This is a genomic window from Roseibium polysiphoniae (genome assembly GCF_014842925.1).
Classification (GTDB): Bacteria; Pseudomonadota; Alphaproteobacteria; order Rhizobiales; family Stappiaceae; genus Roseibium; species Roseibium polysiphoniae.
In genome coordinates this window covers 167,172-179,785 of record NZ_JACYXJ010000002.1, presented here as the reverse complement: position 1 = coordinate 179,785, position 12,614 = coordinate 167,172, and the positions used below count along the sequence as shown (strand labels likewise).

Here is a 12,614-nt window from a genome sequence, read left to right as displayed (position 1 = left end):
GGAGATCACTTCATGCGTGAAATCGTAACTGCCGCTCTTCAGATGGGACCAATTCAAAAAGCTGAGAGCCGCAAGGATGTTGTCGATCGGATGATCGCCCTCCTTGATCAGGCCAAAGCGGCCGGTGCAACTCTGGCAGTTTTCCCCGAGCTGGCGTTCACCACATTCTTCCCGCGCTGGTACATGGAAGATCCGGCCGAAGTCGATACATGGTTCGAGACGGAAATCCCCTCTGCAGAAACCAAGCCCCTGTTTGACCGGGCAAGGGAGCACGGCATCGGAATGTATGTCGGCTACGCAGAAAAAACGCAGGACGGGCAGCAGTTCAACACGTCGATCCTGACCGCTCCAACCGGAGAAATCATAGGCAAGTACCGGAAGGTCCACCTGCCCGGGCACTCCGAATTCGACACGGAGCGCGACTTTCAGCATCTTGAAAAGCGCTACTTCGAACCCGGCGACCTCGGCTTTCCGGTTTGGCATAGCCAGGGCGGCGTCATGGGCATGTGCATCTGCAATGACAGACGCTGGCCGGAAACCTACCGGGTCATGGGGCTGCAGGGCGTTGAAATGGTCATGCTCGGCTACAACACCCCGGCAGTGAATTCGCAGATGTCGTCGGAAGGGCCTGAGGACCGCCTCTTTCACCACCGGCTCAGCGTGCAGTCCGGCGCCTATCAGAACGCAACCTGGGTGATCGCCGTCGCGAAGGCGGGTGACGAGGATGGTTTCCCCTTGATTGGGGGCAGCTTGATCGTCGATCCGAACGGAAAGATCATGGCGGAGAGCAAGACCCTGGGAGACGAAATCCTCGTCCATTCATGCGATCTGGATCTCTGCACCTTCGGCAAGGAAACAATCTTCGATTTCGCCCGCCACCGGCGCATTGAGCATTACGGCCTGATCACCGAGCGCACCGGCGCAGAAGTGCCGCCTGAGTAACCGATATGTTCCTGGATTTCGACGATCTGGACGGAAGGTCCCGCTACAAGCTGTTGACCGCGACCGTGGTGCCTCGCCCCATTGCGCTGGTCAGCACAATGTCAGCGGAGGGCGTCGTCAACGCGGCACCGTTCAGCTTCTTCAACATATTCTCGGAAGATCCGGCCCTTGCCATCCTGGGTCTGGAGGCACGCCGCGACGACAACGGTCAGAAGGACACCACCCGCAACATCATCGACACGGGCGAGCTTGTCATCAATCTGGTCGACCAGAAAATCGGCAATGCCATGGCGGCCTGCGCGATGGACTTGCCCAGGCACACAAGTGAACTGCCCTTCGCAGGCTTGACCGAAGCACCCTCAAGGCGCGTTGCCCCTCCGGGGGTTGCAGAGGCTCCCATTCGCCTGGAATGCCGCTTGTTTGAAATGCGAAAGATCACACCAGCACGGCATCTATGCATTGCCGAGATCCTCGCGCTTCATTCAAGGGAGGGATTGATAGATCCCGAAAACATGCACGTCGACGCGTCTGCCTATACGCCTATCGGACGGCTCCATGGCGAGCAGTATGTGACGGTGCAAGACAGCTTTAAAATTCCCATCCCTGACCTGCCGCAGAGCATTGCCGGGGCACCAAAAACAACTAAGGAGGAAACAGGCTCATGAAACTGGGCATTGACGCCAAAGGCGTCTTCATCATTTCGGCGACACCTTTCACAGACGCCGGACAGATAGACTACGCCAGCGCCGACGGCTTGGTGGAATTCTATCTCGAGCGCGGCGTTACCGGGATGACCATTCTCGGCATGATGGGGGAAGCGCCAAAACTGTCCGATGCGGAATCCCTGGCTTTCATGAGCCACATGATCGAGCGCGTTGGCGGGCGTGTGCCGGTTGTGGTTGGCGTTTCCAATCCCGGCATTACAAATCTGGCAAGCCTCTCCCATGCTGCCATGGACAAAGGCGCAGCCGGTGTCATGGTCGCCCCCATGCGCGGCCTTGCTACTGAAGAGCGTATCTACAGCTATTTCGCGCAGGTGTTTGAAGCCCTGGGCCCGGATGTTCCAGTGTGTTTCCAGGATTTCCCCTTGAGCACAGGGGTCTCCATCTCCGTGGACCTTTTCACGCGGCTGGTGCTCGATTTCGATCAACTCGTCATGCTCAAGCATGAGGACTGGCCCGGTCTCAACAAATTGTCTGCCGTGCGCGAAACCGGTCAGGAAAGAGGCACCCGCCGGGTGTCGGTTCTCTGTGGCAATGGCGGGATCTTCCTGCCGGAGGAAATGGCTCGCGGTGCCGATGGCGCGATGACAGGCTTTGCCTTTCCCGAAATGCTGGTGGACGTGGTACGCCTGTCGAATGCAGGCGACACCGCCCGAGCAAGCGACATCTTCGATGCCTATCTGCCTCTGGTGCGGCTTGAACAGCAACCCGGTGCCGGACTGGCCATCCGTAAAGAAGTCCTTCGCCGCCGGGGTGCCATATCCAATGCCACAACGCGGGCGCCTGGACCAAAACTTTCGGCAGAAGACCACAAGGACCTGGATCGTCTTCTCGCCCGTCTCGACACACGTCTGAAGGAGCTTGGGCATGGATCTTGAACTCAACGGAAAACGTGCCCTTGTCCTGGCTTCCAGCCAGGGATTGGGCCTCGGCATTGCCGCCAGCCTCGTCAAGGAAGGCGCACATGTCTGTCTCAGTGGCAGGTCGGAAGACAAATTGAAGGCGAGCGCCGAGCAGCTGACCAACGCAGGCCCCGGCAAAGCCGACTACATCGTCAGCGACCTGTCTGTCTCCACGGCAGCCGAAGACCTTTACAAAGCGGCGATTGAGAAGATGGGCGGCCTTGATATTCTCGTCAATAACACCGGCGGCCCGCCTCCCGGTGCAACCACAGCCCATGCAGCTGAGCTCTGGCGCAGCCAGTTCGACACCATGGTGGCCCGGGTGATCGAGGTCGCGAACCTCTGCTTGCCGTCGATGAAGGAAAACGGCTGGGGCCGCATTCTCACCATCACATCGTCGGGCGTCATTCAGCCGATCCCGAACCTCGCCATGTCGAATACACTGAGGTCAGCGCTTGTCGGCTGGTCCAAGTCTCTTGCAGGCGAAGTCTCGGGCTCCGGCGTGACGTCGAACATTCTGGTTCCCGGGCGCATTCATACAGCCCGCGTTGATGAGTTGGACGGAAAAGCGGCCGAGCGGCAGGGCAAGGATCTCGACGAGGTCCGCAAGGCGTCCCGAGCGACAATCCCGGCAGGACGCTATGGCGCCGTTGAAGAGTTCGCGGATGTGGCGACGTTCCTTGTCTCAGCGCGCGCCAGCTACGTAACCGGCAGCGTTGTCCGCTGTGATGGCGGTCTGATCAAATCCGCCTGAATTAAAGCCCGCAGGAGATCCTCATGGCAGAATTCGACCTTGTCATCCGTGGCGGCACAGTCGCGACAGCGACGGATACCTTCAAATCCGACATTGGCATTCGCGATGGCCGCATCGCCGCCCTGGGTCTGGGTCTGGACGGCGGAAACATGACCATTGATGCGACAGGTAAATTCGTCTTGCCCGGCGGCATCGAAACGCATTGCCACATCGCCCAGGAGTCTGCCACCGGCGCGATGACCGCTGACGACTATTACTCAGGCAGCGTTTCGGCGGCTTTCGGCGGAAATTCCACCATCGTTCCCTTTGCCGCCCAACACCGTGGCCAGACCATCAAGGATGTGATCCGGACCTATGATGACCGCGCCGCACCGAACTCGGTCCTCGACTACTCCTACCACCTGATTGTTTCAGATCCGACCGAAGAGGTTCTGCGAGAAGAACTCCCGATGGCGTTCGAGCGCGGGATCACCTCATTCAAGGTCTTCATGACCTACGACAAGATGATCGTCTCCGATGAACACATGCTGGATATTCTGGTCACCGCCAGGGGAAACGGCGCCCTCACGATGGTTCATGCGGAAAACAATGCGCTCATCAAATGGATGGTCAGCCGGTTGATCGCGCGCGGGTACGACGCGCCAAAATACCATGCGGTCAGTCATCCGGCAGCCGCCGAGGTCGAGGCGATCCAGCGTGGCATCACGCTCGCCTCATTCGTGGAAGCTCCGCTCCTGTTCGTTCATGTTTCCACGGACGCAGGTGCCCGCGCAATTGCCGAAGCACGCATGAGCGGGCAGATGATCTTTGGCGAGACATGTCCGCAGTACATGTTTCTGACGGCCGACAACCTGGATTTGCCCGGGGCTGAGGGCACCAAGTTCTGCTGTTCGCCGCCTCTGCGCGACACGGCAACACAGGACGTCCTGTGGCGGCACCTGAACGCGGGAACCTTGCAGCTTTATTCCTCTGATCATGCCCCCTACCGTTTCGACGAAACCGGAAAACTGTCCAACGGCCCAAACCCGCCATTCAACAAGGTCGCCAACGGCATGCCGGGCATTGAACTGCGCGCGCCGCTTCTGTTCTCCGAAGGCGTTGCAAAGGGCCGTATCTCCCTGAACACTTTTGTTGCGCTGACCGCGACCAATGCAGCGCGCCTGTTCGGCATGAACGAGCGCAAGGGCTCCATCGCCATCGGCATGGATGCCGACATCGCCATCTGGGACCCGGACAAGAAAACCCAGGTCACGGCATCCGGGATGCATGACAACATGGACTACACGCCCTTCGAGGGGATGGAGCTGACCGGCTGGCCCGTCACGGTCCTCAACCGCGGCAACATCATTGTTGATGGCGGTGAACTGAAGGCCGAACGCGGCGCAGGTGACTTCATCAAGCGCCAGCCGTTTGATGCAACAGGCTTCCTGCCAACCCGAGCACCTGAAATGACACCTGCAACCAACTTTTGCGCAAAACTGTTTTAATCTCGGCGACAGGGATACGGACGATGACGAAGAAAATCCTGGTGATCAACCCAAACTCGAACCCGGCGGTCACTGAAGGTTTTTCCGATGCCGTTGCGCCGTTGCGTCTGGCCGGCGGCCCCTTGATCGACTGCATCACGCTGGAAGAAGGGCCCTGGGGCATTGAGAGCCAGGAAGACGCCGACCGTGTGGTCCTGCCACTCAGGGATCTGATGATGGCGCGAACCGACGCAGATGCCTTTGTCATCGCATGCTATTCGGATCCAGGAATCGAAATCTGCCGGAGGGCTGTTCCCAAGCCCGTTTTCGGTATTCAGGAAAGCGGCGTGTTTGCCGCCCTTCAGCGCGGTCAACGCTTCGGTGTGATCGCGCTCGGACCAAAGTCCATCGAACGGCACCTGCCCTACATTCAGCGGCTTGGCATTGAAAGCAGGCTCGCCGCAGAGCGTCCCCTGAACCTCTCGGTTGAAGAGAGCGAAAGCGAGAACGCGTTCCCGCGTGTTCTGGAAGTTGCCCGGGAACTGGCCGAAAAGGACTTTGCCGACACACTGGTTCTGGGTTGCGCCGGCATGGCGCGTCATCGCCAAAAGCTTGAGAACGCGGTAGGTTTACCGGTCACCGACCCGACACAGGCGGCCGTCAGCCAGGCCCTTGGCACGGTCCTGTTAGCCTGAGAGGTTTCACACGGCCTCTGGAGAACGTCTTGAAACTCAACCGGAAGAATGATCTCAGCCTTCGCCTGCTGGAGATTTTCGAAGCCCTGATGCGCTGCCAGACGACCACGGGGGCTGCCGAAGACCTCGGCATTTCCCAGCCAGCGGTTTCGAACGGCATCATCTCGCTCGAAAAACAGCTTGGTTTCGCCTTGTTTGAACGTACCGGCCGAAAACTGCGTCCGACCGAAGACGCCCGGCTGTTTCTGGGAGAAGTCGAACCACTGTTTTCGATCCTGCGCAACATCGAGACGGAGGCCCGTGACCTGCGCGCTGCAAAGTCGGGCCGTCTGCGCCTTTCAACCACACCACCGCTCGGCCATGGCGCCTTGCCCGCGGTGCTGTCACCGTTCTTGCAGGACCGACCGAATGCGACCGTTCAATACTCGGTTCGCCGGCTCGAAACGGTGATGCAGAACGTGCAGATGGGTATTGCCGATATCGGCTTCGTTCTCGGTCTGAAGACGCATATGGAGCTGGATATCATCCCCCTGGCAGAGCGGAACATGGTCTGTGTGCTTCCGGTCGGCCATCCCCTTGCGGAGCTGGATGCCATCAGCCCGAAAGACCTGCACGGTCACACGCTCATCGGCCTGGAAAGCCAGATCGGCACGACAATCCACAACGCCTTCGAAGACTCCGGCGTGCCGTTTCATGCCAAGGTCATCGTCCGCTACTGCCACACAGCCTGCATTCTCGCCAGCTCGGGCATCGGCGCTTCGGTTGTCGATCCTTATTCGGCGCTCTTTGCCAGCAGTCTCAACATCATCACACGTCCGTTTGTCCCCGAAACCAAAATCGTCGCCAGTGCCGCCGTCCGGCGCGGCTCGTCCCTGCCACGCATCGCCGTCGACTTCATCGAACTGGTGAAACGGGAACTGAGCAAGTAATTCGCGGCAACAGCGCGGATGCGAGAGAGAGCAAACCCACCGCAGGACACAATCCGTCGCCTTTGCAACGTCTCAGACACTCATGCCGCGGCTCCGAACCGTTGGGCACAGAATTGCCGAAATGCGGCCGGCGCTTGGTTTGTAGAGACAGCGAGGTAGGAAAATGGAGGAGAGGAAGGGATTCGAACCCTCGAAACCATCGCTGGTTTACTCCCTTAGCAGGGGAGCGCCTTCGACCACTCGGCCACCTCTCCGGTTCGCCTCTGATACCTGATATGACATGGATTGCAAGAGCTTTGAGCCCACTAGCCTGTGGATCTTTGTCCCGCGTGCCTTAGCAAGGTGCAACTCACCTGGGCACAGGCACAATGCACCCTGCCCTTGCCGGACAAAGGCCATGGATCGGGGACCAGGGATTTTGGAAGAGAGCTTCGAGTGTTTCAAAAAGATGAGACTGCAGATCAAGCGCTTGCATGAGCGCCTTGTCTCGAATTTCGAGCAAAATAGAGTTGAACAAGACACTGCCCAGACAGCGCAGCTGCGGCACAAGATTCAAACGGATTATTCAAAAAATGCCGGAACGGACCACGGCGCGACTATCATGCGCCGTGGTTAGAGTGTTTCCGACGAGCGGTGGCCGGTCAGCCGGCGCGCCGCACTCAATGCATTGACAGCCATTCACGCGCAGAGCGCTGAGCTTCAGCAATTTCGGAAGATGTCATTTCGCAGGAGATTTCCTTGCGGTAGCGCGCAGCATCCGTGCTGCCCTTGAGCGCGGCAATGTTGAACCACTTGTGGGCGGTGACCAGGTCTGTGGCGCCATGACGGCCACAGGCGCTGTCCAGACCCATCTGGAACAGAATGTCGGCGCTTGCAGGCTGTTCGCCCATGATGGCCATGTCGGCCGAGTAGATTTCAAATCGAGCCATGATGCTCTCCCCGTTGTATGTTTGCCGTTTCGGCATCCCCAAATCAAAAGCGCCAAATGACGCCGCGTTTGATGGCTTCATCTTGCGAAGATCAGTTAAAGGCGTCGTTAAATTTTTAAATTAACGAAGACCGAACAAAGACTTAAGCGAATATAAAATTCACAAAGCAGTAATCATGGCAGGCCGAATAACAACGCGTTTTCAGTGACAATTGATTCAAACCGGCAAGACCGGTGAAACCTTTTGCTTACCATGACGGTGATTTGCGAATTTTATCCGCTGTTTTCTTGAAGCCCTCAAAGCTTGACGGCCGCGCCTTGCGCGAAGCTTGAAACATCAGTCCGATCAGGAAATTGCACCGGCTGACGTAACGACACGGCTTTTCAGCATCTCCCGCGATGGTTAGGTTACCTTTCCGTAAACGGAAACGTCTTGGGAGGACAGAATGACAAAGACCTGGCTGACACCGCTCATGCTCGCGGCGGCACTTGCAGTGGGCGGCGCGACATCGACGCTGGCCGCTGACGCGATCGGAGAATGGGCCCGTCCGGGCGGATCTTCGAAAATCCGGATCAGCGCCTGTGGCAGTGCCCTTTGCGGCAAGCTGATCTGGCTGAAGACCCCGCGCAACGACACGGCCAATCCGGATCCGGCCAAACGGACCCGTCCGCTGCTTGGTGTGCAGATCGTCCGGTCCATGAAGCCGACGGGCAAGACCAACCAGTGGAAGGGCAAGGTCTATAATGCCGAGGACGGCAAGACCTACACCGGCTTCATTCAAATGCCCTCGGCCAACAAGATGAAACTGGAAGGCTGCGTCATGGGGGGATTGATCTGCAAGGGCGAGACCTGGACGCGGATCAAGTAGTCAACTGCGCGCTCTGTCATCCTGTCGACGCATTTTCTGCGATGAATAAAGCAGACGCAGACTGTGGCGGGGAGACACATGGCCAGTTCTATTATCGAAATGTCAAAGGGGCGGCGCCGGCGAAGCGGTGCTGCCCTGTTGCCATCCGCCGTCATGGCGCTCTTTCTCGCTGCCTCCACAACGCCGGGCTCGGCAGCGCCCGACATCAATGGCAAGTGGCAAACGCCGGACGGTGCGACGATTGAGATCGCCCCCTGCGGCGCGGCCCCTTGCGGCAAGATCGCCGCCTTCAGCCCGCCTCCCGGATACAGTCTTCAGACAACACGAGATGCCAACAACAAGGACGCGTCCAAAAGAAGCCGCAAGATCCTTGGGCTGACCGTGCTTTGGCGCCTGAAACCGACGGGCGAGCGTTGGGTCGGGCGGATCTATGACCCGCGCCGCGGCTTCAGCGCAGAGGCCACTGTCACGAGAAAGACCAGAGACACGCTGAACCTCAAAGGCTGCGTGCGCGTCCTCTTCAAGGTCTGCGAAGAGGAAACCTGGCGCCGCACCAACTAGGCTGCGACGCCATTTGAGTTGCGAGTTAGTCCCAGACGCCTTGCCCTGAAGGCTCAGCGCGCTCGCTGGCCGAACAGAACGCCCTGGGCGTCCTTGTTCTCGGCGATGGCGAGCTTCTCGCGCTCTTCACGACCCAGGGCAAGACCCTTGGCGACGGCCTCACGTGCTTCGAGCCGGGCGATCCAGGCCTTGACGTTCTGGAATTCTTCGATGTCCATGCCCTGGCGCTCCCACAGCGTCGCCCAGCCGATGATCGACATGTCGGCGATGGTGTATTCGCCAGCTGCCACATAGTCGCGGCCCTCGAGACGTCTATCCAGCACGCCATAGAGACGATGGGCCTCGTTCAGATAGCGGTCCATGGCGTAGGGCAGCTTTTCCGGGGCGTAGATACGGAAATGGTGGTTCTGGCCGAGCATCGGGCCAAAGCCGCCCATCTGCCACATGAGCCACTCTTCTGTTTCCACACGAGCGCGTTCCGCAGAGGGATAGAACTTGCGAAACTTGCGACCGAGATATTGCAGGATCGCGCCGGATTCGAAAACGGAGATCGGCTCGCCATCCGGACCTTCGGGATCGACAATAGCCGGCATCCGGTTGTTGGGCGCAATCTTCAAAAAGTCGGGCTGAAACTGATCGCCCTTGCCGATGTTGATCATCTTCAGATCATAGGGAACGCCCAGCTCCTCCAGCATGATCGAGATCTTCCAGCCATTGGGGGTCGGCCAGTAGTAGAGTTCAATCGGCTTGGTCTGGGTCACGGCCATGGTGGGCTCCTGATTGGCTTGGCAAATAGATCGGCACAAAAGTCATCGTTGAACACCGATGGATTTAGGCGTGATTGGTCGCGCTTGCAACCGATCGCAGGGACCGGATGCCAAAAGCGCTCATAACATCTTCTTGAAACCGAGATGGCTCTGGGCATATCCCAGCCGGTCATAAAACCGATGCGCGTCGGTGCGCACCGCGTTCGAGGTCAGCTGCATCAGCCCTGCATTGGCGCTGCGGGCAAGCTCTTCCGCATGGGCCATCATCGCCGCGCCGATCCCCTGCCCGCGCATGTCGGCCCGCGTATGAACACTCTCCAACTCCACCCGCGAACGGCCGCGAAAGGCCAGCCCTTTCATGAAGTGGATCTGATAGGTGCCAAGCACCACGCCGTCCGCATCCAACGCGACGTAGACATCCATTTCGGGTGCAGCCAGCATGGCGTCAAAGGCAGCGCGGTAGGCCTCGACATCATCGGTTTCCTGCCCGACACGGGCACCGGCAGCGCCGGCAATCAAGAGGGACAGGATCTCCGGCAGATGCTCTGCGCGGGCCTTTTCAATGGAAATGTCGATCGTCATAGGCGCTTTCGTGGTTTGAGGCATCAGCGGCATAGGGGATCATCCGGCGGCAAGGGCTGGACGCCCCACCAGGTGGTTCGCCAGCCCTCTTCCTTCCACAGATGGGGCCAGTTGGCCGAAAGGTACCGGCCCGGCGCATCTGGAACGCTGGTAGATTTCCCACGAGCTGCAAAGGCCTCGCTCGCGCTCAACTCCGGTTCCTGTTCCCCTGCTTCCCAGACATAAAGGCAAAGATCGCGGCGCTCATCAGGTCCAGGCCAGGTGTCACTGAGGACACGTGCGTCCGGGAACAGAACTCGCAGATTGCCAGCGGTGTAATCATCGTCGGCGGCAAGCGTCGCGTCTGCTGCCCCCATTTGGGCAAGCTCTGAGCGGATGCCCGCATAGGGCTTCATGTGCCGGCATTTGCCTCCGCACATGACCCTGTCCGGAGCGACGAACCCAGGAACCCTCGCCAGAATGGCCACAACTGCGAAGGTCATCACGATCACCGCAAGCCAGCGCCAGCGGCGCGCAGCCTCAAAGCGGGCAAGATCGGCAAACAACCAGATCGGCAAAAGCAGCAGCAGCGGATGCATATGCCGCTCTTTGACGTAGGTTGCCCCCGTCCAGATGATAAGAAGCGCTGTCAGAGCGATCATGACCAGCACCGTCCGGCCACACAGGCGCGCGACCTCATTCACGCGGGCCTCTGCCGGGACCATCTTGCCGAACAGCCTTTGCCAGAACAAAAGCGCCAGCACCGGCACCAGCGGCACTGAAAATCCGATCAGCGCAAAGCCAAGCTTTCCAAGCCCCTCGCCAGCGCGCATCAGATGGCTCGTCTCGGAGCGCAGCCCCATGGTCACAGCCGCATCGCCAAAAAGAGCTCGTCCCTCTGTCAGGACCCATGTCAGGAAGGGGCTATAGACCAGCAGAGCAACCACGAGCGACAGCAAGAGCCCAACGGGGCGCAATCTCGGCCGCCAGGCGCGATCGCTCAGGCCGGCAAGAAAAAGAGCCAGGACAAACAAGGGATAGGAGTGTTTGGCCAGAAGCCCTGCCCCGACAGCCAGGCCAAAGATCGCGTAGCGGATGAGTGAATGGGTTTCCAGAGCCCGCAGAAACGCCCAGGCGCTCGCCGAGCAGGCCGTGACCAGAACGACCGTATGGGTCACGCCTTCATGAAGGTTCCATCCGAACTGATAGAACAGAGAATAGGAAAAGACACAAAGGGCGGCCAGCCTCGGGTCCGCGATTGCACGGCGTGCAATCAGGAACAGGAAAAGCGCCGAAATCGAGATCAGCCCGTACTTCAGGCCGAGAAAGCTCCAGATTGTCGGTCCGGCAAGCTGCTGAAGGCTCCACAAGAGCCACTCATAAAGCGGCGGCTGACGCAGCATGTAGCCGGCCGAGAGCTGCTGCACCAGAATGTTCTCGAACATGTCGTCCGTGCCAAGGACCGGGGTCAACAGTCCACGCAGCACCATGTGCGACAGGCCCCAAAGTGCCACAATCAGCCAGACACCTAGAGGCGTGGCGTAGAACGGGGCGTTGGCGCCTTGCTGGCTGTCTCGAGCTGGCATAAGGGCGAAATACAGGATTCCATTCCGCCTGTTAACCTGAAATGGCACCGGCAATGCGACCGGGCATAAAAAAGCGCGACGACCGAAGCCGCCGCGCGCTGTCCTGAAACGGACCGTTTGATCAGAGAGCCGGAAGCGGCGGCAGCGGTGTTTTCAGCCACTTCTTGGAAAGGCCGTCCAGCTTGCCGTTCAGCTTCTTGTGCAGAACAAACACATTGACCCACTGCAGCAGATCGATGTTGCCGGTCTTCACGCCGATGAACGAAGGCGAATTGGCAATGATGAACTTGTTCTCGAGGCCGAATTCCGGATTGGTGTTGCTGATGCCGAGCGCCACCATGTTGCCCGTGACAATGATATCTGCCTGACCGGAAACGTAAGCGGCGATGGTCGCTGCATTGTCACCGAAGCGAATGATCTCAGCACCCTCTGGCGCGTCTTCGGTGATCGCCAGGTCTTCCAGCGTGCCACCGGTCACCGCTATTTTCTTTCCGGCAAAGTCGTCAATGGACGAGACAGACACATCAGGCTTGCCAAACGCACCGGAGAAAAACGGCGCATAGGCATGAGAGAACCAGATCGACTTCGCGCGCTCGGGATTTGCGCCAAGCGTGGCAATCACCAGATCCACCCGGTCCGTTTCCAGGAACGGGATACGCTGCTTGGAGGTCACAGGCACCAGCTCAAGCTCAACGCCGAGGTCTTCGGCGATCATCTTGGCGACGTCAATGTCGTAGCCTTCGTATTCACCGTCCGCCCCGAGGGAGCCGAAGGGCGTGAAGTTTTCCGGCGTGGCGATCTTGATCTTGCCCGCTTCCAGGATGTCCTTGAGTTCGGCGGCAGCCGGCGACATGACAAGCATGGAAGCAGCGACAGCCGCCCCGATCAGTCCGGTAAGTCTTTTCATCATAGTTCAGATCTCCTCAGTTGAT

Annotated in this window: 15 protein-coding genes and 1 tRNA gene; 10 read left to right on the top strand and 6 right to left on the bottom strand. The window is 59.0% G+C overall.

Going from position 1 to position 12,614, the window contains the following annotated elements; genetic code table 11:
* The first annotated feature begins 12 nt into the window (after positions 1-12).
* The 7 genes from IG617_RS04535 to IG617_RS04505 are packed head-to-tail and all read left to right on the top strand — an operon-like array spanning position 13 to position 6,410.
* Positions 13-942, top strand: a complete 930-nt coding sequence (locus tag IG617_RS04535) for an N-carbamoyl-D-amino-acid hydrolase (RefSeq protein WP_192107761.1) — start codon at positions 13-15, stop codon at positions 940-942.
* A 5-nt stretch (positions 943-947) separates the two neighbouring features.
* Positions 948-1,607: a flavin reductase family protein gene (locus IG617_RS04530; protein ID WP_192107759.1), complete on the top strand. Its 660-nt coding sequence runs from the start codon at positions 948-950 to the stop codon at positions 1,605-1,607.
* Positions 1,604-2,542 carry a dihydrodipicolinate synthase family protein gene (locus IG617_RS04525; RefSeq protein WP_192107757.1) on the top strand — a complete coding sequence of 313 codons (939 nt, stop codon included), beginning with the start codon at positions 1,604-1,606 and terminating at the stop codon, positions 2,540-2,542. Before IG617_RS04530 ends, IG617_RS04525 begins: the two co-directional genes overlap by 4 nt.
* A complete protein-coding gene (locus tag IG617_RS04520; RefSeq protein ID WP_192107755.1) occupies positions 2,532-3,320 on the top strand; it encodes an SDR family oxidoreductase in 789 nt (262 codons plus the stop codon). Before IG617_RS04525 ends, IG617_RS04520 begins: the two co-directional genes overlap by 11 nt.
* 23 nt (positions 3,321-3,343) lie before the next feature.
* A complete protein-coding gene (hydA, locus tag IG617_RS04515) occupies positions 3,344-4,807 on the top strand; it encodes a dihydropyrimidinase (RefSeq protein WP_192107753.1) in 1,464 nt (487 codons plus the stop codon).
* Between the two features lie 23 nt (positions 4,808-4,830).
* The gene (locus IG617_RS04510) at positions 4,831-5,481 is read left to right on the top strand and encodes an aspartate/glutamate racemase family protein (protein ID WP_192107751.1); all 651 of its coding nucleotides are present in this window, start codon (positions 4,831-4,833) and stop codon (positions 5,479-5,481) included.
* A 29-nt stretch (positions 5,482-5,510) separates the two neighbouring features.
* The gene (locus tag IG617_RS04505) at positions 5,511-6,410 is read left to right on the top strand and encodes a LysR family transcriptional regulator (protein WP_192107749.1); all 900 of its coding nucleotides are present in this window, start codon (positions 5,511-5,513) and stop codon (positions 6,408-6,410) included.
* Between the two features lie 164 nt (positions 6,411-6,574).
* Here IG617_RS04505 and IG617_RS04500 read toward each other — a convergent pair.
* A tRNA-Ser gene (locus IG617_RS04500) sits at positions 6,575-6,664 on the bottom strand.
* Between the two features lie 143 nt (positions 6,665-6,807).
* Here IG617_RS04500 and IG617_RS04495 point away from each other — a divergent pair.
* A complete protein-coding gene (locus IG617_RS04495; protein WP_192107747.1) occupies positions 6,808-7,026 on the top strand; it encodes a hypothetical protein in 219 nt (72 codons plus the stop codon).
* A 43-nt stretch (positions 7,027-7,069) separates the two neighbouring features.
* Here IG617_RS04495 and IG617_RS04490 read toward each other — a convergent pair whose 3' ends face one another.
* Positions 7,070-7,339, bottom strand: a complete 270-nt coding sequence (locus IG617_RS04490) for a hypothetical protein (protein ID WP_192107745.1) — start codon at positions 7,337-7,339, stop codon at positions 7,070-7,072.
* A 445-nt stretch (positions 7,340-7,784) separates the two neighbouring features.
* Here IG617_RS04490 and IG617_RS04485 point away from each other — a divergent pair, with 445 nt between their 5' ends.
* Complete coding sequence (locus tag IG617_RS04485) at positions 7,785-8,207, top strand: DUF2147 domain-containing protein (RefSeq protein WP_192107744.1); 423 nt, start codon at positions 7,785-7,787, stop codon at positions 8,205-8,207.
* 78 nt (positions 8,208-8,285) lie between these two features.
* Entirely contained in the window at positions 8,286-8,768 is a 483-nt protein-coding gene (locus IG617_RS04480) for a DUF2147 domain-containing protein (protein WP_209008269.1), read from the top strand.
* 53 nt (positions 8,769-8,821) lie between these two features.
* On the opposite strand, the gene IG617_RS04475 is transcribed toward IG617_RS04480, so the two are convergent.
* The 4 genes from IG617_RS04475 to IG617_RS04460 all read right to left on the bottom strand — a co-directional run bounded on the left by IG617_RS04475 (position 8,822) and on the right by IG617_RS04460 (position 12,592).
* Positions 8,822-9,535 carry a glutathione S-transferase N-terminal domain-containing protein gene (locus IG617_RS04475; RefSeq protein WP_192107742.1) on the bottom strand — a complete coding sequence of 238 codons (714 nt, stop codon included), beginning with the start codon at positions 9,533-9,535 and terminating at the stop codon, positions 8,822-8,824.
* 120 nt (positions 9,536-9,655) lie between these two features.
* Positions 9,656-10,117 carry a GNAT family N-acetyltransferase gene (locus IG617_RS04470; RefSeq protein ID WP_209008268.1) on the bottom strand — a complete coding sequence of 154 codons (462 nt, stop codon included), beginning with the start codon at positions 10,115-10,117 and terminating at the stop codon, positions 9,656-9,658.
* A 23-nt stretch (positions 10,118-10,140) separates the two neighbouring features.
* Positions 10,141-11,682 (bottom strand): ArnT family glycosyltransferase, encoded by a 1,542-nt coding sequence (locus tag IG617_RS04465; protein WP_192107740.1) that lies wholly within the window; start codon positions 11,680-11,682, stop codon positions 10,141-10,143.
* A 121-nt stretch (positions 11,683-11,803) separates the two neighbouring features.
* Positions 11,804-12,592 (bottom strand): transporter substrate-binding domain-containing protein, encoded by a 789-nt coding sequence (locus IG617_RS04460; protein WP_192107738.1) that lies wholly within the window; start codon positions 12,590-12,592, stop codon positions 11,804-11,806.
* Positions 12,593-12,614: the final 22 nt, after the last annotated feature.

Coding starts and splice junctions, on each gene's coding strand:
- IG617_RS04510 (WP_192107751.1), top strand. CDS start 4,831: ATGACGAAGAAAATCCTGGTGATCAACCCAAACTCGAACCCGGCGGTC.
- IG617_RS04530 (WP_192107759.1), top strand. CDS start 948: ATGTTCCTGGATTTCGACGATCTGGACGGAAGGTCCCGCTACAAGCTG.
- IG617_RS04460 (WP_192107738.1), bottom strand. CDS start 12,592: ATGATGAAAAGACTTACCGGACTGATCGGGGCGGCTGTCGCTGCTTCC.
- IG617_RS04535 (WP_192107761.1), top strand. CDS start 13: ATGCGTGAAATCGTAACTGCCGCTCTTCAGATGGGACCAATTCAAAAA.
- IG617_RS04490 (WP_192107745.1), bottom strand. CDS start 7,339: ATGGCTCGATTTGAAATCTACTCGGCCGACATGGCCATCATGGGCGAA.
- IG617_RS04475 (WP_192107742.1), bottom strand. CDS start 9,535: ATGGCCGTGACCCAGACCAAGCCGATTGAACTCTACTACTGGCCGACC.
- IG617_RS04470 (WP_209008268.1), bottom strand. CDS start 10,117: ATGACGATCGACATTTCCATTGAAAAGGCCCGCGCAGAGCATCTGCCG.
- IG617_RS04485 (WP_192107744.1), top strand. CDS start 7,785: ATGACAAAGACCTGGCTGACACCGCTCATGCTCGCGGCGGCACTTGCA.
- IG617_RS04525 (WP_192107757.1), top strand. CDS start 1,604: ATGAAACTGGGCATTGACGCCAAAGGCGTCTTCATCATTTCGGCGACA.
- IG617_RS04465 (WP_192107740.1), bottom strand. CDS start 11,682: ATGCCAGCTCGAGACAGCCAGCAAGGCGCCAACGCCCCGTTCTACGCC.
- hydA (WP_192107753.1), top strand. CDS start 3,344: ATGGCAGAATTCGACCTTGTCATCCGTGGCGGCACAGTCGCGACAGCG.
- IG617_RS04480 (WP_209008269.1), top strand. CDS start 8,286: ATGGCCAGTTCTATTATCGAAATGTCAAAGGGGCGGCGCCGGCGAAGC.
- IG617_RS04495 (WP_192107747.1), top strand. CDS start 6,808: ATGGATCGGGGACCAGGGATTTTGGAAGAGAGCTTCGAGTGTTTCAAA.
- IG617_RS04520 (WP_192107755.1), top strand. CDS start 2,532: ATGGATCTTGAACTCAACGGAAAACGTGCCCTTGTCCTGGCTTCCAGC.